The sequence below is a fragment of the Pseudothermotoga sp. U03pept genome (assembly GCF_051235805.1).
Lineage (GTDB): Bacteria > Thermotogota > Thermotogae > Thermotogales > DSM-5069 > Pseudothermotoga_B.
In genome coordinates this window covers 621815-646242 of the sequence record NZ_JBPNXV010000001.1, presented here as the reverse complement: position 1 = coordinate 646242, position 24428 = coordinate 621815, and the positions used below count along the sequence as shown (strand labels likewise).

Here is a 24428-nt window from a genome sequence, read left to right as displayed (position 1 = left end):
CGCCCCTTTTGGTGTGATGCTATGGAACATTACTATGTTGAAAGACCAGCTGGTGAACTGCGCGTCAAATCAGCAGTCTTGAAACTCAAGAACGGCAGAGTCTTTCACTTTCAAACACCCTCAGGTGTGTTCAGCTTTGGTGAGATCGACAAAGCCACGAAAATACTCATAGAACATGCCATCATCGGCGATGGAAGCCTGCTCGACCTTGGTTGTGGTTACGGTGTGATCGGAATAGTACTCAAAGCGGAACACCCAAACCTCGAGGTTTTCATGAGCGACATCAATTCCAGAGCGGTAGAGTTTGCCAAGATAAACGCAAAGAACAACAATGTTGATGTTACGATAAAGAATGGACCCTTCTACGAACCTTGGCAAGATTGCAGATTCGATATGATCTTGATGAATCCTCCCATGGCAGCAGGTAAGAAGGTTGTGTTGAAGATGGTTTATGAATCTATTGATCGTCTGAACGAAAATGGTTCTCTACAGGTTGTTGCCTACCACAACAAAGGCGGAACTTATATAAAGAAGGCGATGTTCGAAACCTTCAAGAACGTTGATGACATATACAAAGAAGGCGGTATAAGGGTATATCGCTCTATCAAGAAAAAGGAAAATGTTGCGAGTAGTTGATCTGAGCTTTTCTTACAGAGAAGTGAGAGTACTCGAAGATCTCAACTTTTCAGTGAACGAAAGAGAATTTGTCTTACTGACAGGTGCGAATGGCTCCGGAAAGACTACGCTTCTCAAACTCCTCGCTGGTCTATTGCCTGTGCAGAAAGGAAAAATCTTACTGGATGGCAAACAACTTTCTCGGCAAGATCTGAGAATTCTGTGCGGTTATGTGTTTCACAACCCGATCAACCAGATCGTTGGTTCAACGGTGGAAGAAGACATAGCATTTGGTTTAGAAAACACAGGTGTGCCGAGAGAAACAATGGTAGAACTCGTTCAAGAAGTGCTCAATTTCTTTGACTTGAATTTCTTGAAAGATGAAGACCCATTGAATCTATCGGCTGGTCAGGCACAAAAGCTCGCAATAGCTTCAATAGTGGCTCTCAAACCAAGATACCTCCTGCTGGACGAACCGACAACCATGCTTGACCATAAAGGCTACACACAGGTCAAGGAGATCCTCGAGAAACTGAATGGATTAGGCACGACGATAATTCTCTCAACCCATGAAGTTCATCAGTTTTACGATCTGGCAAAGAGAGTGATCCATCTAAAAGGTGGCAGAATAGACTTCGATGGATCTGTTGAAGAATTCCTTGCTTCAACGATAGACGATGTGGAAAAGTGAGTGCTGTGGCATGAAGGACTTTCAAATAGAACTGGAAGATCTGAGTTTTAGCTATGATAATTCAAGACTGATTCTCAAAAAGATAGATCTGGTAATAAAACCAAAGGATTTCATTCTCATAATGGGGGAAAATGGCTCTGGCAAATCAACGTTGCTCAAGTTGATAGCCGGTCTCTTAAAGCCAAGCTCAGGAACCATCAAAATGAACGAGCAACCCATTTACCAAGTTAAAGACTATTTCAAAATGATAGGTTTTGTCATGCAGTATGCAGAAGACTCCTTTTGTTGTGACACTGTCTTTGAAGAAATCGCATTCGCTTCCAAAAACTTCGGTTTAGACGGTATAGAAGAACGCGTTAGAGTCACATCAAAGCTCGTGGGGTTGAACGACGCTTACCTTTTGAAAAGCCCTTATGAGCTTTCGAGTGGAGATGCACGCAAGGTTGCTATCGCTTCGGTATTAGCACACGATCCTTCTGTTTTGATTTTGGACGAACCTTTTGTTGGACTTGACAAAGAAGGCAAGAGGTCTGTCGTAAAGATCTTTGAAGAGTACAAAACTCTTGATAGAGCCATAGTTATCGTCTCTCACCAGCTTTCGTATCTTAGAGATCTCATCAGTCATGGTTTCATCCTCGAGAATGGATCTCTGTTACCTATGAAATAGAATCGCATAAAAAACAAGAAAGGAAGCTTTTTTCCAAAGCTTCCTCTTTCAGAGAAACGATCATCATTCTGCTTCAGTGATCGAAATTGTCGCTTGCGTTTTACCATAAATTTTGATCTGTGAAACACCATTTTGAATAATCTAAAACCTACCTATTTTGGAAGACTTATCGCATTGTCTCGCTTGTACAGTTTTTCAGAAAAAAAGAAGCATTCTTGACAGCTCTTACATTCTCTCTGTGGGGCTTTCTGTCTTTCGGTGAAAATCGTTTCTTTGAATTTGATTCTGCGCTTTTCGAATTTCTTAGCGGAAAAGTCTCTGCATACTATAAAATCAACTGCCAGATTGATCTCGCGTGGGAATGAATTAAATAATGTGTATACGTTCGACAGAGTAGACCTATCCCACTGTACAAAGTTGACTTTTTCACCGAGTACCCGGTAGGCGCCTTTTCTGTTCCACTATATATTATATGATAGTGAAAAAAGGAACAACGTGCGAAAGAACCTTCTGCTGGCTGATCAAAATCACTTTTTAACTGGAAAATGTCTCAGAGAAAGCATCTTAGAACTTAGTTTACACTAAATTCAAGCGTTCCTGAAAGCCCAATTCAGAAAGTCTAAGAGTCCCTAAGCGAAGTATTTTGTACTCAATAAGCGGGTATCATGAAATAAGTCAACTTACTTGCTCTTGCTGAGTTCACTGATTCAAGTACAAATGACAAGCAACCCAATGTTCTGTCCCAACCTCTCTGAGTTGTGGTTCGATTTCACCGCAGATTTTCATCGAGTATGGGCACCTTGTCACAAATCTACAACCTTGCGGAGGGTTGATTGGGCTTGGTACGTCTCCGACAAGAATGATCTTCTGCCTTCTCAACTTTGGATTTGGCACAGGAACAGCAGAAATAAGAGCCTTTGTATAAGGATGAAGTGGATTGAGGTACAACTCTTCACTTTGGGCTATCTCGACGATCTTTCCAAGATACATGACTCCAATACGGTGAGATATGTACTTCACGACATTCAAAGCGTGTGAAATGAACAGATAGGTGACACCAAGTCTTTGCTGAAGTTCTTCAAGAAGTTTCAGTATTTGACTCTGTATCGAGACGTCTAAGGCAGAGACAGCTTCATCGCAGACTATCAGGTCAGGTTCCGTTGAAAGAGCCCTGGCTATACAGATTCTCTGTCTTTGACCCCCAGAGAACTCATGAGGGTATCTGTTTATGTGTTCCTCCGAAAGTCCCACCAACTGCAGTAGTTCTTTCACCCTCTTTGTAGCATCTCTTGAAGAAACTATGCCATGATAGACCATTGCCTCACCAATGATATCTTTTATAGTGAGTCTTGGGTTCAAGGAACTATATGGATCTTGAAAGATTATCTGCATCTTAGGACGAAGTCTTCTGAGTTCCTTGTCTTTCATGTTCGTTATGTCTGTTCCTTTGAAGATGATCTTGCCTTTGGTTGGTTCTACAAGCCTTAAGACACACCTGCCAACGGTGGTCTTTCCACAGCCACTCTCGCCCACCAAGCCAAAGGTCTCGCCTTTATTCATGTGAAAACTCACGCCATCCACCGCTTTAACGTTAGCAATGGTCTTTTGAAAGATTCCTCCTTTTATCGGAAAGTACTTGACCAGATCCTTTACCTCAATCACCACGTTACTCATTCTTTCACTCCTCTGGGCAAGAACCTCGAAGAAAACATCTCACCTTTCTGTTCATTGCAAGATCGATCAACTTAGGAGTCTTCTCTCTACATATCTCAACAGCTTCATGACATCTTGGATGAAATCTACAACCAGAAGGCAGTTCGATCGCATTTGGCACGGTACCCTCTATGGTATGGAGTGGAGATCTGCCCGGTTCGAGCTTCGGTATCGACTTCAGCAACCCTAAGGTATATGGATGAAGAGGATTGTCGAAAAGTTCTACACATGGTGCTTCCTCAACGATTTGCCCTGCGTACATGACCAGAACTCTGTCGCACATCTCTGCAATGACACCGAGATCGTGGGTTATGAGAAGAACACTCATACCAAATCTGCTTTTTAACTGCATCATGAGATCCAAGATTTGAGCTTGGACTGTGACATCCAAAGCCGTTGTAGGCTCATCGGCAATGAGAAGTTTGGGATTACATGAAAGAGCCATGGCGATCATAGCCCTTTGTCTCATTCCACCAGACATTTGATGTGGATAATCGTTATAGCGCTTCTCTGGGTTTGGAATGCCCACGACTTTCAACATCTCAATGGCTCTCTTCCTTGCCTCTTCCTTGCCGACATTCTGGTGAACAACAATGGCTTCAGTTATCTGCTTGCCAACAGTTATCACTGGGTTCAGCGATGTCATTGGTTCTTGAAAAATCATCGACACTGCATTTCCCCTGATCTGTCTCATCTCAACTTCAGTTTTGCTCAAGAGATCTTCGTTGTTGAAAATGATCTTACCAGATGTTATCTTCGCTGGGGGCATCGGCAACAGTCTCATTATCGCAAGAGATGTCACGGACTTTCCACAACCGGACTCACCAACTAAACCCAGCACCTCCTCTTTGTCTATCGAGAAGGTGACATCTTCAACAGCATTTACAACACCATCACTTGTAAAGAACTTCACAGAAAGATTGTTAATCTGAAGGATTGCATTACCCATCGATTCACCACCGCTATGGAATTATCCTTCTTGCTCCTATGTACTTTTTGTCCAGATCGGCTGAATAATCAGGACTATTTGGATCAAAGCTGTTGATCGCAACACCTTTGCTGCCCGAATGGATGTATTTCATATTACCTATGTAAATCCCCACATGAGAAGGACCTGGTTTGTATGTCTGGAAAAAGACTAAATCACCGGCTTTGAGTTCTTCTCTGTTGTTCACTATCTGACCTTGCTGAAACTGCATGTCAGCATCTCTTCTGAGAAAGTACCCAGCCATCTTAAAGCAGAACTGCGTGAAACCAGAACAGTCGAAACCATACGATGTGGTGCCAGCCCAAAGATAAGGAAGACCCAAATGCATCTTCGCTACCTCGATTATGTACTCGGCACCTTTCTGAATGAAGAAGACTTTCTCTCTCGAATCGTAGAGCTCGACGTCCTCTTTCAAAACAAGAGCCTGATCACCTGAAGGAAGTTCGATGACTACCCACTGATCTTCTGTATGAAGATACGGCAATGTTGTGCCTTGCACGAGTTTTTTCTCCAAACTGCCTTTGTCTTTTATGTTGTAGAGATCTGCAAATTTTGAAGTAACCAGAACAAACTTTTTGGAAAGATATTCATCGAGCTCTGCTCTATCGACAATCCAAAGTGCGTTTCTCTCAACCCAGCCAAGGTAAGAATCTTCCATCTGCACCAGATACCAATCGCCATTCTGCTTGAGTAGTTTGACGATCTCACCCATTCTTGCCTGCGTTACTGCGTTCTTTTGAGCAGTCCTTCTGGGCGCGTCCATGAGATTTACATACGGCAGATTCACCACTGCGTATACTCTGTCACCAAGCGAGTGTTCTGGTAACAAAAGGATTCTGTCATCGATTGACATGTTGAATTTCTCTGACAAACTCTTGACGAGTTGATCCCTTAGAGTTTGGTCACTCATCTCTCCGACGAGTACAATCTTCGATTCAGTCACTTCGGTTCTGATTGAAAAAACTGTTTCGCGTTGATCAATCTTCAACAGATCTTTGAATTCCTGGATCTGTTCGTTCACCCTTTGCAAAAGCTCCATTGCACCATCACTCCCAAAGACATATATTGTCAAGAGTAACAGGATAGAGATAATCCTTCCCTTCATAGACACACTCCTCATTGTTTTAACCTCGGGTCCAACGCGTCTCTTAGTCCATCGCCTAACAGGTTGAAAGCAAAGGTCGTCAGCATGAGTACAATGCCTGGCCAGACGGCATACCAAGGTTGAATTCTCAAGTACGAACTTGCAGCTCTTATCATGTTACCCCAACTGGGTGTTGGTGGAAGTATACCAAGACCCAAGAAAGAGAGTCCCGCTTCAGCTAATATCGAACCTGGTATACCTATCGACACCGAAACGATTATTGGACCCATGCAGTTCGGAAGAATGTGTTTCACTATGATTCTGAAATCAGAAAGTCCCTGCGCCTTTGCAGCCTCAACGAACTCTGTTTCTTTCAGATAGATTACCTGACTGCGAACCAATCTCGCTTTACCAGCCCATCCTATAACGGAGAGCGCGATGAACATGTTCACAATCCCTGGTCCCAAAGCGAACATCATGCCTATGTAGAACAACAGATCTGGAAAGGCAAACAGCATATCTGCTACTCTCATCGTCACCATATCGATAGCGCCGCCGTAATAACCAGCTAAAGCACCTATGATGATTCCTATAACTGTCGTGATGAGCTGTGTAGTAACACCTATTATCAGCGACACCCGTGCACCATATATCAACCTCGAGAGGATATCTCTTCCGAATTCATCAGACCCGAGCAGATAGACTCCATTCTTGCACACCCTTGATGGTGCTCCCATCGGCTTCAATCGATTTGGTAGATCTATCTTGTTCGGATCGGCAGGAGCCAAGAGTGGTGCAAAAACGGCTATGAAAACCACAATTATTATGAAAACCAAGCCAAAAATAGCCGGCTTGTTTCTTTTCAATCTCCTGTACGCATCTCTGTAGATAGAACTTGCCTTTCTTTCTTTCACCGTGTTACCTCCTACTGCAGACGGATCCTCGGGTTGAGAAAAGCATAGGAAATATCGACTATCAAATTGCCTAAGATGTAGATGACAGCCGTGAACAACACCACACCTTGCACGAGCGGATAATCTCTCTCCGAAAGAGCCCAGACAGACAATCTTCCAAGACCAGGTATTGCAAAGACACTTTCGGTGAGTATCGATCCAGTCAACAAACCACTCAGCTGCATGCCAAGTATTGTTACAACAGGAATCATCGCATTTTTCAATGCGTGAATGAATATGACCGCTCTTTCGCTTAATCCTTTTGCACGTGCCGTTCTGATGTAATCTTGTCGAATGACATCGAGCAAGGCACTTCTTGTGTAACGGGCGATCGAAGCGGCAAATCTCGTGCCCAAGACTATTGCGGGAAGTACCATGTACTTCGCGCTGTAATAACCGGATATGGGAAACCAACCGAGTTTCAAGCCAAAGATGAGTTGAGCAATGATTGCAACCCAGAAGACCGGGGCACTTATACCGGCAAGGGCAACTATCATCATCGAGTGATCGAAAAGAGAATACTGTTTCACAGCTGAGATAATACCAACCGATACTCCTAAAACAATCGCAACAAGATAAGCAGAAAGTGCAAGTTTCAGAGTGGTGGGAAAGGTGTCCGCAATCATCTTCGAAACTGGCAACCCCGTTTTAAAAGACCTTCCAAGATCTCCACGTGCAGCATTCACGACAAATTTCAAGTACTGGATAATTAATGGATCGTTCAAACCCAATTGCTCTCTGATCTGTTTCACCGTCTCTGGATCTGCATACTTGCCAACCATCTCCAAGACGGGATCTCCGGGAACAACGTTCAGAAGTATAAAGGTTATCAAAGTGACACCGATCAGAACAGGTATGGAGAAAATCAGCCTTCGAATGATGTACTGAATCACCTTATATCCTCCTGAAAAGGGTGGGGATAACCCCCACCCGAATTGTCATTGCTTGTAAGCGTACAAGTACATCGTTATACCAGTTGGATGAGCTATAACACCATGTACATTCTTCTGGGTAGCGAGTAAGTATTTCAGATGGAACAACGGTATGACAGCGACATCTTCCCTTACTATCTTGTACTCTATTTCTCTGTACATCTGGTTTCTCTTTTCAGGATTCACTTCGATAGCTGCCTTCTTGATCAGCTCTTGAATTTCTTTGTTGTCGTAACCTGAGGACATCTGGTTACCCTCTCCGAAGAAGACACCTATGTAGTTGTCAGCATCGGGAATGTCAGCCCACCAGTTGCCATAGCTTGCAGGTATCTTTCCTTCATTCCTCGCTTGGCGGAACGCAGCTCTTTCGGTGGGGATTATCTCCAAATCTATTCCCACTTCTTTTGCCATAGCTTGAATGATCACATTTGCATCGCTGAGTGTATCTCCACCTGATTGCCATGCGGTCACTTTGCCTATATTTCCAAGTTGTGCAACGATCTTCTTAGCTTCTTGTGGGTTGTATTCATAGGCAGGACCTTCTCCAAGTGGGTAAGAGCCTGGTATACCCGGTGTCACAAAACTGGTTGCAACCGTAGCTCGAGGTCCAAAGAGTGATTTTGCAAGTTCTTCTTTGTTGATAGCCAGAGCCATTGCCTTCCTGAGCAATGGATTTGACCACTTTGGATCTTTGAGGTTCATTATGAAATAGTAAGTGTTGAGTGCCTCTTTTTCGATAATGTTGTACTTGCCTGTCTTCTTAATCCTTTCATATTCCAGAACCGGTATGGTCACAACATCGAGTGTGCCAGCTTCAAATTCCATCAACGCTACGGCAGAGTCTGGTATAACTCTGTAGACGATACCATCGAGGTATGGTAAACCTTCTTCAAAGTAGTATGGATTCCTCTCGAAGACCATTTCTGTGTTTGGTGTGTGCATTTTTAACCTGAACGGACCTGTTCCGACAGGTTTCAGCTTCCAGCTATCTCCAGCAGCAGTTACGAGTTTTTGAGAGAAGATGCTCGCCGCTGGGACGGCAAGATTTTGCAGGAAAGGAGCATATGGTTTTTCAAGAACGATCTGGAACTTGTAATCGTCGATCTTCTTAAAGCCCTCGAGTGATGTGCTTTCACCTTTCATGAAAGCCTTTGCACCAAGGATTGGTTCAAACAACCATTTGCTCGCACCTCTGCCCTTTGGATTGAGCATTCTTTCGATAGTGAACTTGACATCATCGGTTGTCAGCTCTGTCTTTCCGTCGTGAAACTTGATTCCCTTCTTCAGTTCAAATGTGTAGACAAGGCCATCTTGAGAAACTTCTGGCATCTTTGCGAGTAGTTCTGGTTCCAGTTCAAGTGTCTCGCCTTTGTACCTCACGAGCGTGCTGAAGAGCAATCGAGCCATCGCATAAGTCTGCAAGTAGGTGTCTTCTTGTGGATCAAAGATCATTCGATCAGTAGTCCAGTAGTCGTAAAGTACACCGCCTCTTTTTGGAGTTTGTGCAAAAACAAAGAGCGATGCGACTATCGCGGCAAAGACCAGTAGAAACTTCCTCATAAACACACCCCCTTGAGTTATTTTGGTAACTAACCACACCAAATAATTTACCACAAGTTCACGTGGATAGTCAATTGTTCATAAAGGTCATCTGATATTAGCTTTGTAATGACAAAAGTATAACAATTGATGATTATATGGTTATACATCGAGTGCACAAAGATCGTCACAGCTCAAACGGTATGTATGAAATCATTCTTGATCAGAATATCGAGAATATCTTTGGTCTCCTTTTTGTCTGCTCCAATGTAATTTGCCGCAAAGGATATCGAAGCATCGTAATCTTGTAAATAGCGTGCACCCAAGTTGAGAATTTCACCCAAGTCCACCACATATCTCTTCTCCGACAACTCGCCTGCTTTGTCAAGCCATTCATAACCAAGAGGACCTTCTTTGGAAGGCACTATTTTTTTCTTAGATTTCAGATCTTTCGAAGGCTTAGTCTTTTTTTCCATCATAACAGTTCTTATGAGGTCAAACCCAGGCTGGTTTTCCAGCTTAATCAAGAATGCTTTTGCCTGTGCCTGCGCAACTTCTAAAATGTGTCTTGGCGGATCTTCTGACAGTTCAAGTGTTCTCAACACAGCCTGACCAACCCACTTGAACATAACTGGGTCGCATTTATCCGGTGTGTCTTCGTTGGTGTGATAGTACTTATCTGGCCACTGACCTATGAAAGGCGATGGCACACCGTAATTCTCAAAAACAACGTGGTCCGAACCACTTTTGAATCTCGATCTGAAAAATCTTCTTGCTGGTGACTCCGAACTAAATGGTGCATAGATCATGAGAGATTCAAACAAAAGCTCATCGTAATAATTCAAAAGCAAAGGAGGTGTTTCGTGCAAAGATAGAGTGGAACCTGTTTTTTGTTGATCTTCTCCCACCATATCGAGATTGATCACACAGTCATATGAATTCTCTGCCGCATAAGGCAAGCTACCGTAGAACTCCGGTAAGAGAATGATATCCACACCGACAGCCGTCTTCATGCCCAAGAGTTCTCTGCAAAGATGTAATGCCAAAGCAGATCCTGAGGCGTTGTCATTGGCACCGGGGTTTGGATGACACAAATGAGCGACAACACCAATCTTTTTCATGCCGCGATTGGAAAATCTCACGCGAAGAACCTGCAAATTACCCGCTTCCAGCTCACTATCGACAAAAAGTCGTACTTTGTTACCTCTGTTTGCAAACTTTTTGAGAAATTTGAACTGGTCAAAACTCACCGAAAAACCAAAGGCACCCTCTTTACTGTCTTCAAGTGTGTGTGGTAACGACAGATAATTAACTGTCTGAGGCATCTTTTCGGGGGTTCTACCAATGGATTCATCTTGAGCCCTCATGTAATAGACGATCAAGCACTTAGCTCCAAGCTGTTTTACATACTTTTTGAAGGCTTTAGAAGGATTTTCATTGACAAGGACTGCTTTGTTAGAAAAGTCTCCTCTGTATTCTTCGTCAACCAGTTCTAAGGACTGCCAGCCATTGGTCGGGTTGCTTCCAAAGAGCACACTGGTCTTGCACGCTCCAAAGGAATTGATAAAGATTCTAGGATCTTCAAGCCACAGCTCAGCGTCTCTTATGTTCCACACCATTGTCGAATCGAAGTTACCGTACTTGATTCCACCAGTGGGGTACTCGATGACCTCGATCTGTTCTCTCTTGATACCCCATCCAAGAAGCATTTCGATTAGCCTATCCAAAAGTCTTTTGTATTCATCGCTTCCCCTTACTCTGTGAAAGGACGAAATGAATCTGACCGTTTCAAAGACTTCGTATTCGTTTATCACCATCTCACCCTCCTTATGAGAATTGTACTCTTTTTGAGAAATATCTTGCGAAAAACCGTGGCATTATTAGAGTTTTCTTAAAAAGTAGAACATACGACTTTCAAAATCAGACAATTATAGTGAACACAAAAAACTACACGGAGGTGAAGGTATGAAAAAGGCAGTACTTTTAGTCATGAGTTTGGTTTTGGTCGCAACGTTTACTCTTGCAGCAGGATTTGGAAAGGGCTATGGAAACATGCTGCAACTGAACAAACAACTTTCCTGCACTGAGATCATCAAGGCATTAGATCTTTCGAAAGAACAAGCACAACAGTTGCTCAATGTGATCGATGAAACAAAAGAACAACTTGCACAACTTGAGAGTGATTACAAAGATCTGCTTGGAAATTCCAAATCAATGACACTCAATGAATTTGCATCAAAGAGGAGAGAACTGAATCAAAAGCGTGCAGAGATCTTGCAAACCGCTGAAAAGAAGATCGCCGACATAATAAAGGTTTCACAGCTTCAGAATCTACAACAGCACTACATGAACAGATTTAGAGAGTTCGCACAGCAATACAATCAGAGAAAATCTATGCCACAGAGCCCCTTTGAAAGAGATGCAGTGAAACCTTTGAGAGAAAAGATGATGAACAGGCAGTTCCAAGCAGTTGAAAGACCAGGTTTTGGATTGGGAATACTCTTGGACGACGATTTTGAAGAAGCGTTGAGAGCATACCTCCAATAACCCCCCACCCCCTCGAGGACGCCGGCGAAAGCCGGCGCTCTTTATTTTCATCTAACTATCCTCAGTCCAAGATCCCTTGCTGCAGAGATAGCCTTTTCAAACTCACTTGGATAGATTCTTCTTGAGAGCTCTTCGTATTCATAAGCTCTGTGCGCTGGGTAATATTGATTCATCACGTTCACAGGGATTTCTTTGCTTATCGATGCGATGGTTTGAAAAACCTTCTGACTCTTTGTAAGATCCTTTGGAAGCACAAGATGGCGCACAAAAACACCGCGCACAGCGATGCCTGTTTCTACTGTGAGCGGACCAACCTGCTGATACATCTCTTTTAGGGCGCTTGTTGAAATCTCTACATAATCAGGAACACCAGAGTAAAGAAGAGCTGACTCATTGTCACCATACTTGAAATCTGGCATGTAGATATCGACTATGCCATCGAGCAATCTGAGAGTTTCAGAAGATTCATAACCTCCACAGTTGTATAAAACAGGTAAAGTGAAGCCCTTTTGCACAGCGATCACCAGGGCTTTGAGTATCATCGCTATTTGGTGTGTAGGAGTCACCAGGTTCAGATTGTGACAACCGAAGGATTGTATTTTCAACATGATCGTGGCAAGTTCTTCAATCGTTATTTTTCTACCCTCACGAGCCTGACTTATCTCCCAGTTCTGGCAAAAAACACAAGCAAGATTGCACCCACTGAAAAATATCGTACCAGAGCCATTAGTTCCGACCAGAAAACTTTCCTCGCCAAAATGAGGTCCATAGCTTGCAACAAACGGAATATCTGCAACACCACAGAAACCAGTTTCTCCGCTCAGTCTGTCTACATGACACCTTCTTGGACACAACTCGCAATTTCTCATCTTTGAATAAAGAAGATCTGCCCTTCTTGACAGTTGATCTATGCCAATCTCCAAATAACTGGGCTTCACCTTCATCACCCAATGAGTATAATACCTTTGCTGAATGAAGAAGAATGGTAGACACTACAAATTGTAACTTGACATATCAGGCAGAGCAAGTAACATAAAAGTGTGATAGATTCCATCTTATTCTAATTCGACGATACCCTTTTGATTTTTCATTAATTCGTTAGCATTTAAACCCTCTAAGGAGGTGAGTCATTTGGTAAAGCAGATCTTGGTCTATACTGTCTACGCGCTTGCTGTTGTTGGTGCTCTGTTATTGATAGCCGCGACCAGTACGGTGAAAACCTACAGAGCTGGAACCTTTCAAGCTGTCTCTCAAGGCGACAAATATGGTTACGTACAAGTCTTTGTAACGCTCAAAGACGAGAAGATCACCAACGTGACGATCAAAGAATTCGATGGTCTTGGAGTGGAAAAGCTCTACAATGTCTATGGTTTGAGATTTCCTTTGTTAGAAGAGATGCACAAAGAAATGGCAAAAAGATTTGTTGAGAAGAACACCTGGAACGTAGACACCTTCACGGGTGCAACGAGTTCTTCCAAGAAAGCGATAGAGGCAGTCAAGTTCGCACTCGAAAAAGCCAGAAACGACAAGGCTGACACTGAGTACTTCAATGGCACTTTCATGGGTGTTTCAGATCAAGGAGGATTTGGCTACGGCTTGGCTTGGGTTACGATCGAAAACGACAAAATAATAAAAGTAGAACTCAACGAGGCAACCCCACAACTCAAAGATGGCAAACCCGTCTACGATGAGGCAAATAGACAGATCTTTACGCTCAAACCAAGTGAGTACCCTTACCCTCCATACCACCAAGCCAGGGAGGAAATTGCCAAGAGAGTGGTCGAAAAACAAAGCTTACAGGTAGATGCCTATACCGGAGCCACAGTGAGTTCCAAGCAGTGGCTTCAAGCAATTCAAAGGGCTCTTGATTCTGCAAAGACAAGAGAAGATTAGAGTGGGAGAGTTATCTCCCACTTTCTTCTATTTATTTTGCCACAGTGAAAATTCTTCCTTCCTCGCAACTGCTTTGATTCTTCTCAAACCAGCATACTGGTATAAAATCTTTCTTGTGGAGGTATAACACTTGGAGAGAAAGATATATCTGAAAAAACTCAACCTGTCTGACGCTTTGGGAGAGTACATCAAAAGACTCCAAGATTGTGGCTTTTTCACACCTCAGGGGGAGACCATACCTACAACGCAAGCTTTGGGTAGAGTTCTCGCTAAACCCGTGTACGCAAACAGAAGTGTGCCTACCTACAACAGCGCAGCGATGGATGGAATAATGGTTAGAAGCGTTGATACAATTGGTGCCTGCAAAACAAACCCTAAGATCCTTTCTAAAAACCAGTTCAAGTTTGTCAACACAGGCAATCCACTTGAGCCACCTTTCGATGCTGTGATAATGATCGAAAACATTCACATAATAGACGATGATCACATTCAGATCTTTGAATCTGTGCCCGCTTTTCACAACGTACGCTTGATCGGTGAAGATCTATCTGAGAAAGACATGATCTTCACACGTTATCATCACCTAAAACCGTATGATCTGTCACTTCTATTAGCCGCAGGTGTCTTTGAAGTTGAAGTCTTGAAGAAACTGAAGGTGATTGTCATTCCGACAGGCACTGAAATTGTGAGTCCAGAAAGCGAATTGAAAGAAGGCTTTATACCAGAAACCAATTCAACACTCATTAAAAGCCATTTAAGTCAAATCGATCCAGCTGTAGATGTAGAAATACACCCAGTTGTTGAGGACAAATATGAATCTGTACTGTCCACCCTTTTTGAAGCGATTTCATCTTATGACATGATCTTGCTGAACGCCGGCTCATCTGCTGGTAGTTTTGATTACTCATACCACGTTCTTGAAGAACTTGGACAGGTCATAGCCCATGGTTTGAACATAAGACCTGGCAAACCCACGATTTTAGCAACGGTCAACGGCAAGCCAGTGATAGGGTTACCTGGTTATCCAGGTTCTTGTTATGTTGTACTCGAGCAGATAGTAAAACCCATAGCTCTACAGAAACTCAGGATTACCCCAGTCAATGAAACTGTTGTAGAAGCTATTTCAACGCGCAGAATCTTCTCTTCAATAAGCGAAGATGAATACATAAGAGTGAGTCTCTCGAAGGTCAAAGACAGGTACGTTTTCGTTCCCTTGAAAAGAGGAGCAGCATCGATGGACGCCCTGGCAAGAATGGATGGAACGATCGTTGTACCGAAAGGGGTGGAGGTGCTTGACGAAGGTCAAAAAGCGATTGTGAAAACGTGTAAGTCAATCGAAGAGATCGATAAAAACATACTTTTCATTGGGAGTCATGATCCACTCTTGTCGATCTTAGCAGACATGGTCAAAGAGAAAGATTTCACCACAACCATTGCCATAACGAATGTCGGTAGCATGGGTGGACTGATTGCCATCGCGAAAGAATACGCGCACATCGGTGGTCTTCATCTCTTTGACCCACAGTCTGGTACTTACAACCTTCCTTATTTGAAAAAATACCTGAAGGATTTCGTGCTTGTGAAATTTCTGAAGCGCAATCAAGGTTTGATCGTTCAAAGATCAAACCCAAAAGGCATTAAAGATCTCTTTGATCTTGTGAGAAAGGATGTAAGGTTCGTCAACAGACAAAAGGCGTCAGGCACGAGAATCTTGCTCGACTATCATCTGTCGGTACTCGGTATAGACCCAATGCAGATAAATGGGTACGATGATGAGGAGTTCACACATATAAGTCTTGCACTGAAAATAAAAAAAGGCTTGGCAGACGTAGGACTTGGTGTTGCTTCAGCGGCTCAGATAATGGACCTCGACTTCATACCACTCTACTGGGAAGAATATGATCTGCTCATCTTAACTGAATTCAGCAAAGATGATCGATTTGAATTGATTATGAACATACTTCTTTCACAAGAATTTCGCAACAATGCGTTGACATGGCAGGGGTATGATCTTTCAAATGTAGGTCAGATCATCAGAGGTGACCAGAATGATTAAAGTGGCTGTGCTTACCATGAGTGACAAGGGCTTTAAGGGGCAGAGAGAGGACGAGAGTGGTAAGTTGATCATCCAAATGCTCAAGAAGATAGATGCCGTTGTGGAGTCTTATAAAATTCTGCCCGACGAATTCGAGTTGATAAGAGATGAGCTTTTGAATCTCTGCGAGAACAAATATGACTTGATCATCACAACTGGTGGTACAGGGCTTTCTCCAAGAGATGTCACACCCGAAGCCACTCTTGCAGTTGTGGAAAAGAGAATTCACGGCATGGAGATAGCCATGATCAACGAATCACTTAAATATACACCACTTGGCATGCTCTCTCGTGCGGTTGTGGGAATTAGGGATCAGACTCTTATAATCAATCTTCCTGGCAGTCCGAAGGCTGTGAGTGAAAATCTTGAAGCGATCTTGCCAGTGATACCTCATGCACTCGAGAAAATAAAGGGATCTATGAGTGATTGTGCCGAGCAAAGAGAAAAACTGGTGAGAGATCATGAAAATTGAATTTCTCAGATTTGCCAGTGTTCAAGAGATCTACGAAAACTTCATTTCAAAGATCAAACCTATAGATCAAAAACATACGATCGAAACAACAGCTTCATTGGGTTCAGTTTGCGCTCAAAACATTTTCGCAAAGGAAGATCTACCAGGTTTCAACAAGTCCTTAGTAGACGGTTATGCCGTGAAAGCATCGGATACAAAGGGTGCATCGGCAAATCTGCCTGCCATTTTGAAAAACGCCTTTGAAGTTCGTATTGGGGAAAAACCAGACCGTTCTTTGCAGAGTGGTGAAGCTGCCTGGATACCAACTGGCGGTGCTCTGCCAGCGGGAGCAGATGCCGTTGTAATGGTCGAGCACACGCAGAGCTTCGGCGAATTCGTTGAAGTTACAAAACCTGTTGGCATCTGGGAGAATGTGATGAAATACGATGAAGATATCAAAAAGAATGAAATAGTTTTGACAGCCAGTACAAGGGTGAGAATAGGACACATTCAGCTTTTGCTTCAACTCGGAATAACTGAAATCAACGTATACAGACGTGCAAGAATAGCGGTTATCTCTACAGGAGATGAGATAGTCGAACCGTGGCAGGACTGTACATTCACTCAAGTCAGAGACAGCAACACCTATTCATTGGTCACTTGGTTGAAAGCCTTGGGATTTTCTGCCCATAGGGTTGGACACGTCAGAGACAACGAAGAATCTCTTTACAATGTTATGAAGGCTTGCATTGATGATTACGACATCATCGTGATAGCAGGTGGTAGTTCTATTGGGACAAGAGATTACACAGCAAAAGCCATAGAAAGACTTGGGAACTCTGGCATAGTATATCATGGTGTTATGGTACAGCCTGGAAAACCGACGATCTTTGCTTTGGCTGGTACAAAACCTATCTTGGGACTGCCTGGAAACCCTGTTTCTTTCTATGTGAGCAGTAGATTTTTCCTGTTGCCAACTCTGAGAAAACTTGAAAACGAAAGTGAGTTCATACCAAAACCCATTGGCATGGTACGAATAACTAAGAATGTACCTTCAATACAGGGCAGAGAGCATTTCGTTAGGGTGAAACTAAGATATGAAAAAGATGAGATCTTGGCAGATCCACTTTTCAGCGAGACTGCTCATGTTTCAAACATCGCTATGGCAGACGGGGTTGTGAGAATACCAGCACAAGTGGAAGGAATTTACACTGGCCAGCTGGTTGAACTGTACTCTCTCTGATCTGAAGAGGTGATCTCAAATGTTCAGTCAGATTTTTATGATCGTGCTTTTCTGTGTGACATACTACTTCATTCTGAGCAGCAAATTCAAAACATCTGTGATGGTCTTTTTGATGGCATTGCTGGTCAGTTTTACCGGGATTTCGAAAACCATGAATCTTGAGAACCTTTCAAGATTCATAGACTTCAACACAATAGGACTTCTCATGGGGATGATGATAATAGTTGGTATGCTCAAAGCAGCCGGATTTTTCCAGTTTGTCGCAGTCTATGCAGTGAGATTGGGAAAAGGAGATATTAGAAGAACGCTTTCAATAATCATGATCGTTGTTGCTTTATTATCTGCCTTCTTGGACAACGTGACAACAGTCTTGATATTTGCACCAATACTGCTCTTCATATGCGATGTCGTTGATCTCGATCCGGTGAATTTGATGACCATAGCGATAGTCGCCTCCAACATCGGAGGTGCATCTACGATGATCGGTGATCCACCGAACATCATCATCGGTTCTGTGAGCAAACTCAGTTTTACAAGTTTTATAGTGCACCTTGCGCCTGTAGCCATCATCATACTCATGCTTCAAGTCTACGCTTGGTTTGGGGGGGTCTCTAAAGATGAAGAGATACAACAAAAGTTGAGACAACTCGCAGCTACAGACCCAAAGGCAGCTATAATAGACAAAAAGAAAACAGCAGCATTGCTCATCGTCTTTCTCTCGGTGATAACCGCATTCACCCTTCACAAAGTGTTAGGCTACGAGATGTCATTGATCTCCATGGCTGGCGCAACTATCTCACTGCTCATATTTGGAAAATCTTTTGAAGACGCTGCAAAAGAGGTTGAGTGGGATACTCTCTTTTTCCTCATAGGCCTGTTCATGATAACTTATGTCATGAGAGAAGTGGGAGTAATTGGCTATCTGGCGAACGCTTTTGCCTCCATTCGATCACAATACCTTCTCTTGACGGCATTAGTATGGTTTTCTGGGTTCGCAGCGATGTTTCTGAGTGCTGTCCCGGCAACGGTTGTTTTGGTGCCTGTTGTTCAATCACTTGTTGCAGCATACTCAAACACCAATTTCTGGTGGGCACTCTCACTTGGTGCATCATTAGGTGCCAACGGGACAACGATTGGTGCTGCTGTGAATATCGTCGGCGTCTCCTTGGTGAAAAAGTACACCAACAAGACTATTAGTTTTGCAGATTTCTCCAAGAAAATGATGCCAAAGAGTATCTTGATGCTCGCTGTGGTGAACTTGTATGTGATAGTGATGAACGCGATTGGATGGTGAGAGATTGCAAGAGATCGTAAGAGATTTTTCTGAGTACTTATCACACATAAGAAGACTCTCTGACCACACAGTCATAGCCTATATGGGTGATGTAAATCAGTTCATCGATTTTTTGACAAAAAAAGGGCTGCAGCTAAAAGATCTTTCAAGAGAGGTAGCAGAAGAATATGTCAAATTCCTTTCGAAATCCAAAGACAGAAGGCTCACATCGAGTTCTTTGGCTAGAAAACTCTGTTCACTCAGAAGTTTTGCAAACTACCTCGTTTTAAAAGGAACCTGCAGCACTAATCCTTGGCAGAGTATAAAAAACCCAAAATCATACAGGAGAATGCCAGACTTCTTAACGCTCCATGAAGTACAAAGACTGCTCGAAGTTTCAAAGGCCAACGACCGAGATCATCTGATTTTGTCTCTACTCTATCTCTGCGGTTTGAGAGTGAGCGAACTGTGTAATCTGAAGGTTGAAGATCTATCCTTTTCACCGGCTTGTGTGAGGATCAACATGGGTAAGGGCAAGAAAGACAGAATCGTTCCACTGAATGGCCAACTCACCACAGAGTTGAGAGAATATCTCAGCAAAAGTGAGAGAACTTCCTCAGACTTCCTCTTTGGCAGAACGATGAGAATACATCCAAGCACGGTTTTCAGAATCATAAGGCGGTATGCTAAGGCATGTGGGATAACAAAAAGAATCCATCCCCACACGCTGAGGCATTCTTTTGCAACACATCTTCTTCAAAGAGGCGTGAACATAAGAGTTGTTCAAGATCTCTTGGGTCATTCCAATCTGTCTACAACCAGTGTGTATCTGCACGTCGTGGACCAAGAAAAAGTCGATGCGGTGAACAAACTTCTTCAGGAGGGTTGAAGATGGCGGGAAAATTGACATTGATCGTAGGACCTATGTATTCAGGAAAGACTACCGAACTGCTCTCTTACGTGGAGATATACAAATTGGGTAAAAAGAGAGTGATTATCTTCAAACCAGCACTCGACAACAGGTACGGCACAACTGCCGTCAAAACACATGCAGGTCTCGAAGTAGAAGCCATTGCCGTTGAGAAAGCCAGTGATATTTTGCGCTATATGAACCACCCAGTGGAAGCTATTTTTTTCGATGAAGTGCAGTTCTTTGATAAAGATTTAGTCAGAATAGTGAGAGATCTTTTGGACAAGAATGTGAATGTCTTCTGCGCGGGGCTCGATATGACCTTCAAACAAAACCCCTTTGAAACAACGGCACTTTTGATGTCACTTGCCACGGAGATCATCAAGAAGCGGGCTGTCTGCAATCTCTGCGGTGAGTACAATGCAACACTTACATACAAGTTGGTCAAGGATGACTCAGAGATAGACGTTGGAGGAAAAGAAAAGTACATAGCTGTCTGCAGAGACTGTTACAATCAACTCATATCTTCCGCAAAAGAGTAAAGGAGGCTTTATCTTGCAAGAAAAAGTCTTGGTCATTCCGACTCATGAAGTCGAAAGATTGACAAATGGGGAAAAGGGTGTTATCGAAGTGAAGATCGATCATATCAAGAAGATCATCGAAGAACAAGGCAGATTCATCACAAGGGACTTTGCAGAATACGACGAAGAGCTTAGACAGGTCATACCCTATGTGGTGATGAAAACCGATCAAGGCATTCTCTTACTTCGAAGAACTGACAAACAAGGTGAAAAAAGACTTCACAACAAATACTCGGTCGGCGTCGGCGGTCACATAAGATTTGAAGACAGCCCAGATCCATGGCAGGCGTTCGTGAATGGTATGACAAGAGAGATAAATGAAGAGGTAAAGGTGCAGCTCCTCGATTTGAAATACATCGGTCTGATAAACGATACGGCATCTTCTGTCAGCCGCGTGCACGTGGGTCTTTTGTATCTCGCAACCGTCATCTTCTATGGTTTGAATGAACCAGATATGTTTGAACACGCATTCAGATCACTCGATTCATTTGATGAGCTCGAAAAGAACTTGGAGGGATGGTCATATCTGACCGTTGTGAAGTTGAAAGAGCTTATGCAAAGCTGAACTTGTACTTAGATGTACTTTCAAAGCGTGAAGATGGGTTTCACAACATCGTTGGAATCTTTCAAACAATAGATCTGTGTGATTTGCTTGAGTTTAGGCTGACAGACAATCTCGGTATCGAGATAGAGTCCACTGTGGCAATCGAAGGTCAAAACTTGATTGAAAAAGCCTTCGAGACTGTTTGTCGGTATTACAGAATGGACTTTGGTATGAAGGTGAGATTGACCAAGAAGATACCGATAGGTTCTGGGCTCGGTGGCGGTAGCTCAGATGCTGCCGCGACGCTCAGATTCCTTTCGAGAAAGTTGAAGATTCCCAAAGACGAGATCGTCTTCATGGCACAGAAGGTTGGTTCTGATGTACCTTTTCTAATAGATGGAGGCACTGCCTTAGTCGAAGGAAGGGGTGAAAGAATAACTCACCTCGAACCACTCATTGGTTACACCGTCAATCTCTTCTGCTCGAAGATCAAGATTTCAACCAAAGATGCCTACTCAATGCTCACACCAGATAACTTTGACAGAGGACCAAAACCAATTGAAAAACTCTACGATGCCTATAGAAATCACGACACACAGTCTATAAAATCTCTTTCTTACAACGTCTTTCAAAAGCCCATTTGTTCTCTATATCCTGAGATATCCACCAATCTCAACAACGCATGGTTGGAAAACCCCATTGTTGCCATGATGACAGGCACAGGATCTTGTATCTTTGCGGTTCACAGTCACGGTGGTGAGTATGCCTTTAACGCCGGTTTTTGAGAAGCCCAATGACCGCTGCGCCCAGCGCACCAGTGATCACAGGCTGAGTCGGAACTTCAGTTGGAACCTTTAACAATGCCTCGAGTGCTGCTTTTAAGCCCTCGTTGAGTGCCACTCCACCTGTCAGGATCACAGGCGGTGCACCCTTGATTCTGTCGTACATAGAACCAATGCGCCTTGCAATCGCTCTGTGAATTGCGTATAGTATATCTTCTCTTGTATGTCCCATGGCTCTGAGTGATACAACTTCTGATTCTGCAAAAACTGTACACACGCTGCTGATGTCTATTTCATTTCTGTGGTTCAAAGACAATCTTCCTATCTTCTGTAAAGGAACATCCAAAACATTCGCCATTACCTCGAGAAATCTTCCCGTTCCAGCGGCACACTTGTCATTCATGACGAACTCAACAACCTGACCATTGTCAACCTTTATCACCTTGCTGTCTTGTCCACCTATGTCGATGATCGTTCTCACAGATGGAAAAAAGTACTGCACACCCTTTGCATGACAGGTGATCTCCGTTACCTGTTCGTTAGCGAAGTTCAATGAAGCCCTTCCATATCCAGTAGCCACAAGATAGACCTTTTCTGCAGGAATTTTCGAATCTTTGAGCATCTCTTCGTACAGTCTCTTCGCTGTCAGTGCCGGGTAAGCGCCTGTTTTAGTCACCTTTTGATACAGCAACACTGCCTTTTGATCGATTACAGCAATCTTTGTTGTAGTCGATCCACTGTCGATCCCGGCAAAAAGTTCGTATTCACCGTTATTGTTGCTCTTGTGGTCTTTTGCCAGTTCCATCAAAGCTTGTATACGAGTCTCGATCTGAGCGTTCGAAGAGCTGGTCAGATCGTTCTCGATGGCGACGAACGGCACACCCAATTGCTTCAACTCTCTCTCGTCAAAACTGTAAAAATCGCAGAATTTGACGGTGTGCAAGACGATCAAATCTGGCTTTAGCGTCTCAATCAAAGTTGAAAGCCTTCTTTGATTTGCTGCTCTCATACACATCAAATCCCTGTGGAGTATTCTGTGTGCTATATTTTTGAAAGGATCACCTGTGTCAACAATCTCTGAAAGAAGTGCGAATGGTCCAGAGCAGGTCGCATTCAGCACAAAACCATTGTTTTTTTCGATGATCTTACAGATCTTTTCATCAACAGGTGCTCCTATAACCAAAACCTTTGTGTTGGAACCTTGGATCGATGCAACCCACTTTTCATTCGTAATCCTTTCATATACCTGAACTGCTTCTTTCAGATCTTCATCCATGAACTTCCCAAGCAGTTGAAGGTCTCTTTGAATCTCTCTGTGAGTTTGGGTCAGCTTCTCATACGATCTCTCACCATAAATTGAGTTCAAGAATTGCCAAAGTGCTCTCAGTTCATCTGCCAACTTCAAGACAGCGCCTTCGTCTGAAACCACTGGAATATGCAGTTCGAAGACTTTGTTGGTTTTTTTCAAGAAATCTGCCGCTCTCCTCGAAGAGTCGCAAGAATCTACCCATACGAGTACATCGTCTTTGTCGATCAACGAAATAGATCTCTTACAGAAAGAACACAGATTTGGACTGAGCCTGTCAAATTCACATCCACTCTCTTTGATTCTTCTGTATGGAACTTCAAGTGTTTTGAAAAACTCAAACGGCATCATAGGGCAGTTGTAAACGATCATCTAATCATCTCCAAGAAAGCCTCTATGCGCGTTTTGTATTGTCCAATCGATTGATTGGTGTGATCGACACAATCTCCATCTAATGCCAGAAAAGGTATGCCCTGTTCTTCAAAGACTTCCTTGAGAAGGAATACAGAACCAGAAGATTGCTTACAACCCCAGTGGTTGAAGTGAATCACACCATTTACTTTGAAGTCTTGAGCTAACTTCGTTACGAACTGTGCCCTCCTTTGAAGATCTCCAATCTCTGGGTTTTTCAAAACTTTCTGCGCCAGAGAGATGAACGGTTTTTCTGGATCTGGGTACCAATACAACCAGTCCCATTCAAACTCGCTCGTCACAACAGCATAAGGTGAGTTCTTAGAGAAAATCTTGTACAGCTCGTTGTCGTAGTACGGTATCATGTGAAGCCAAAGCAATCTTATCTTTTTGTCGAGCACAGCCTTCGTTTCCGTCAGAGATCTCACAGCCTTCACAAGCTGATTAGGCCTCATGTGAAACGCATACAAAACATTGACATGTTGGTACAGTTCCATGGACAGTGGACTTTCACAAAGCCTTGGATAGAACTCTCTGAGTATTTCGAAGCTCTCTTTTTCCCTCCTCAAGGCATCAACTAATTTTGAATAATCAAATCTTCTACCCAAGTGATTCTCGAGGTTATAGACTAAGTTTTCAAGTTGTTTTGAAAGATAACTCTCATTCTGGCTACTTTCATACCTAGGAACATCTATCACATAGATGGGAATGTTGTTCAAAACCGAATAGGTGTTGAAGGTTGGCATGTTGCCATCGCACAGTATATTTGTCGTCGCGACAAAGATAGGCTTTGGCAAAACCTTAAGAAGCGATATACCGACACCCGTTCTGTGAAAGGTACACAGATTTCTGGAGATTCCAAAACTTTCTGCTCTGCTGATCGGTATATCCTCCAAATACATCGCTGCAAACATCCCGGCAAGTCCTTCAGCAGAAACACAGTTCACGCCAAAAGAGAGCAAGATCTCCACCGGAAAGAACAGATTCACCCAAGCTGTCTTAACGCCGCTGAGTGCACCGTTGACTGCGTGCAGTGCATGATAATCCATCCAGCTCACGAAGTCATTGCGTACACCGGCAACAACCTTTCTCCTTGCCAGTTCTGCTGAAATAGCAACAGACAAAATTCTTCTTGCCACATTGGGCTTGTTCATGTATTTTCTCAAAACTTTCCCAAATCCAACGCTCTTTTTACTCATGAATACCTCCG

Annotated in this window: 23 protein-coding genes; 13 read left to right on the top strand and 10 right to left on the bottom strand. The window is 43.3% G+C overall.

Features of this window, described 5'->3' with window-relative positions:
* Positions 1 to 21: 21 nt before the first annotated feature.
* The 3 genes from ACSFC1_RS03220 to ACSFC1_RS03210 are packed head-to-tail and all read left to right on the top strand — an operon-like array spanning position 22 to position 1973.
* Entirely contained in the window at positions 22 to 636 is a 615-nt protein-coding gene (locus ACSFC1_RS03220) for a class I SAM-dependent methyltransferase (protein WP_435564685.1), read from the top strand.
* Positions 620 to 1306, top strand: coding sequence for an energy-coupling factor ABC transporter ATP-binding protein (locus ACSFC1_RS03215; protein WP_435564684.1), 687 nt, complete (start codon positions 620 to 622; stop codon positions 1304 to 1306). Before ACSFC1_RS03220 ends, ACSFC1_RS03215 begins: the two co-directional genes overlap by 17 nt.
* The gene (locus tag ACSFC1_RS03210) at positions 1293 to 1973 is read left to right on the top strand and encodes an ABC transporter ATP-binding protein (protein WP_435564683.1); all 681 of its coding nucleotides are present in this window, start codon (positions 1293 to 1295) and stop codon (positions 1971 to 1973) included. Before ACSFC1_RS03215 ends, ACSFC1_RS03210 begins: the two co-directional genes overlap by 14 nt.
* A gap of 699 nt (positions 1974 to 2672) precedes the next feature.
* Here ACSFC1_RS03210 and ACSFC1_RS03205 read toward each other — a convergent pair.
* From ACSFC1_RS03205 to ACSFC1_RS03175, 7 genes are all read right to left on the bottom strand, one after another.
* Positions 2673 to 3647, bottom strand: a complete 975-nt coding sequence (locus tag ACSFC1_RS03205; RefSeq protein ID WP_435564682.1) for an ABC transporter ATP-binding protein — start codon at positions 3645 to 3647, stop codon at positions 2673 to 2675.
* Between the two features lie 4 nt (positions 3648 to 3651).
* Complete coding sequence (locus ACSFC1_RS03200; RefSeq protein WP_435564681.1) at positions 3652 to 4635, bottom strand: ABC transporter ATP-binding protein; 984 nt, start codon at positions 4633 to 4635, stop codon at positions 3652 to 3654.
* Positions 4636 to 4648: 13 nt separating this feature from the next.
* Positions 4649 to 5779 carry an NlpC/P60 family protein gene (locus ACSFC1_RS03195; RefSeq protein ID WP_435564680.1) on the bottom strand — a complete coding sequence of 377 codons (1131 nt, stop codon included), beginning with the start codon at positions 5777 to 5779 and terminating at the stop codon, positions 4649 to 4651.
* Positions 5780 to 5790: 11 nt separating this feature from the next.
* Positions 5791 to 6672, bottom strand: a complete 882-nt coding sequence (locus ACSFC1_RS03190; RefSeq protein WP_435564679.1) for an ABC transporter permease — start codon at positions 6670 to 6672, stop codon at positions 5791 to 5793.
* 11 nt (positions 6673 to 6683) lie between these two features.
* Positions 6684 to 7604 carry an ABC transporter permease gene (locus ACSFC1_RS03185; protein ID WP_435564678.1) on the bottom strand — a complete coding sequence of 307 codons (921 nt, stop codon included), beginning with the start codon at positions 7602 to 7604 and terminating at the stop codon, positions 6684 to 6686.
* 45 nt (positions 7605 to 7649) lie between these two features.
* Positions 7650 to 9203, bottom strand: coding sequence for an ABC transporter substrate-binding protein (locus ACSFC1_RS03180; protein WP_435564677.1), 1554 nt, complete (start codon positions 9201 to 9203; stop codon positions 7650 to 7652).
* A gap of 173 nt (positions 9204 to 9376) precedes the next feature.
* Positions 9377 to 10996, bottom strand: a complete 1620-nt coding sequence (locus ACSFC1_RS03175) for a DUF4910 domain-containing protein (protein ID WP_435564676.1) — start codon at positions 10994 to 10996, stop codon at positions 9377 to 9379.
* A 151-nt stretch (positions 10997 to 11147) separates the two neighbouring features.
* Between ACSFC1_RS03175 and ACSFC1_RS03170 the strand changes: the two genes are divergently transcribed.
* Positions 11148 to 11729: a hypothetical protein gene (locus ACSFC1_RS03170; RefSeq protein ID WP_435564675.1), complete on the top strand. Its 582-nt coding sequence runs from the start codon at positions 11148 to 11150 to the stop codon at positions 11727 to 11729.
* Positions 11730 to 11776: 47 nt separating this feature from the next.
* Here ACSFC1_RS03170 and ACSFC1_RS03165 read toward each other — a convergent pair whose 3' ends face one another.
* Positions 11777 to 12673 carry a radical SAM protein gene (locus ACSFC1_RS03165; RefSeq protein WP_435564674.1) on the bottom strand — a complete coding sequence of 299 codons (897 nt, stop codon included), beginning with the start codon at positions 12671 to 12673 and terminating at the stop codon, positions 11777 to 11779.
* Between the two features lie 187 nt (positions 12674 to 12860).
* Between ACSFC1_RS03165 and ACSFC1_RS03160 the strand changes: the two genes are divergently transcribed.
* The 9 genes from ACSFC1_RS03160 (at position 12861) to ispE (ending at position 21504) form a co-directional block, all read left to right on the top strand.
* Complete coding sequence (locus tag ACSFC1_RS03160) at positions 12861 to 13622, top strand: FMN-binding protein (RefSeq protein ID WP_435564673.1); 762 nt, start codon at positions 12861 to 12863, stop codon at positions 13620 to 13622.
* A gap of 130 nt (positions 13623 to 13752) precedes the next feature.
* The gene (locus tag ACSFC1_RS03155) at positions 13753 to 15678 is read left to right on the top strand and encodes a molybdopterin biosynthesis protein (RefSeq protein WP_435564672.1); all 1926 of its coding nucleotides are present in this window, start codon (positions 13753 to 13755) and stop codon (positions 15676 to 15678) included.
* Positions 15671 to 16189, top strand: coding sequence for a MogA/MoaB family molybdenum cofactor biosynthesis protein (locus ACSFC1_RS03150; protein ID WP_435564671.1), 519 nt, complete (start codon positions 15671 to 15673; stop codon positions 16187 to 16189). The genes ACSFC1_RS03155 and ACSFC1_RS03150 overlap by 8 nt, the downstream gene beginning before the upstream one ends.
* Positions 16179 to 17411: a molybdopterin molybdotransferase MoeA gene (locus ACSFC1_RS03145; protein WP_435564670.1), complete on the top strand. Its 1233-nt coding sequence runs from the start codon at positions 16179 to 16181 to the stop codon at positions 17409 to 17411. The genes ACSFC1_RS03150 and ACSFC1_RS03145 overlap by 11 nt, the downstream gene beginning before the upstream one ends.
* A 19-nt stretch (positions 17412 to 17430) precedes the next feature.
* Positions 17431 to 18705, top strand: a complete 1275-nt coding sequence (locus ACSFC1_RS03140; protein ID WP_435564669.1) for an SLC13 family permease — start codon at positions 17431 to 17433, stop codon at positions 18703 to 18705.
* Between the two features lie 4 nt (positions 18706 to 18709).
* A complete protein-coding gene (gene xerA, locus ACSFC1_RS03135; RefSeq protein ID WP_435564668.1) occupies positions 18710 to 19573 on the top strand; it encodes a site-specific tyrosine recombinase/integron integrase in 864 nt (287 codons plus the stop codon).
* A gap of 2 nt (positions 19574 to 19575) precedes the next feature.
* Positions 19576 to 20136: a thymidine kinase gene (locus tag ACSFC1_RS03130; RefSeq protein WP_435564667.1), complete on the top strand. Its 561-nt coding sequence runs from the start codon at positions 19576 to 19578 to the stop codon at positions 20134 to 20136.
* Positions 20137 to 20149: 13 nt separating this feature from the next.
* Positions 20150 to 20740 (top strand): NUDIX domain-containing protein, encoded by a 591-nt coding sequence (locus tag ACSFC1_RS03125; protein ID WP_435564666.1) that lies wholly within the window; start codon positions 20150 to 20152, stop codon positions 20738 to 20740.
* Positions 20692 to 21504 (top strand): 4-(cytidine 5'-diphospho)-2-C-methyl-D-erythritol kinase, encoded by an 813-nt coding sequence (ispE, locus tag ACSFC1_RS03120; RefSeq protein WP_435564665.1) that lies wholly within the window; start codon positions 20692 to 20694, stop codon positions 21502 to 21504. Before ACSFC1_RS03125 ends, ispE begins: the two co-directional genes overlap by 49 nt.
* Here the strand turns inward: ispE and ACSFC1_RS03115 are convergent.
* Both ACSFC1_RS03115 and ACSFC1_RS03110 read right to left on the bottom strand, forming a co-directional pair.
* Positions 21488 to 23179 carry an acyl-CoA dehydratase activase gene (locus ACSFC1_RS03115; protein WP_435564664.1) on the bottom strand — a complete coding sequence of 564 codons (1692 nt, stop codon included), beginning with the start codon at positions 23177 to 23179 and terminating at the stop codon, positions 21488 to 21490. The genes ispE and ACSFC1_RS03115 overlap by 17 nt on opposite strands.
* Complete coding sequence (locus ACSFC1_RS03110) at positions 23176 to 24417, bottom strand: 2-hydroxyacyl-CoA dehydratase subunit D (RefSeq protein WP_435564663.1); 1242 nt, start codon at positions 24415 to 24417, stop codon at positions 23176 to 23178. The genes ACSFC1_RS03115 and ACSFC1_RS03110 overlap by 4 nt, the downstream gene beginning before the upstream one ends.
* Positions 24418 to 24428 lie beyond the last annotated feature (11 nt).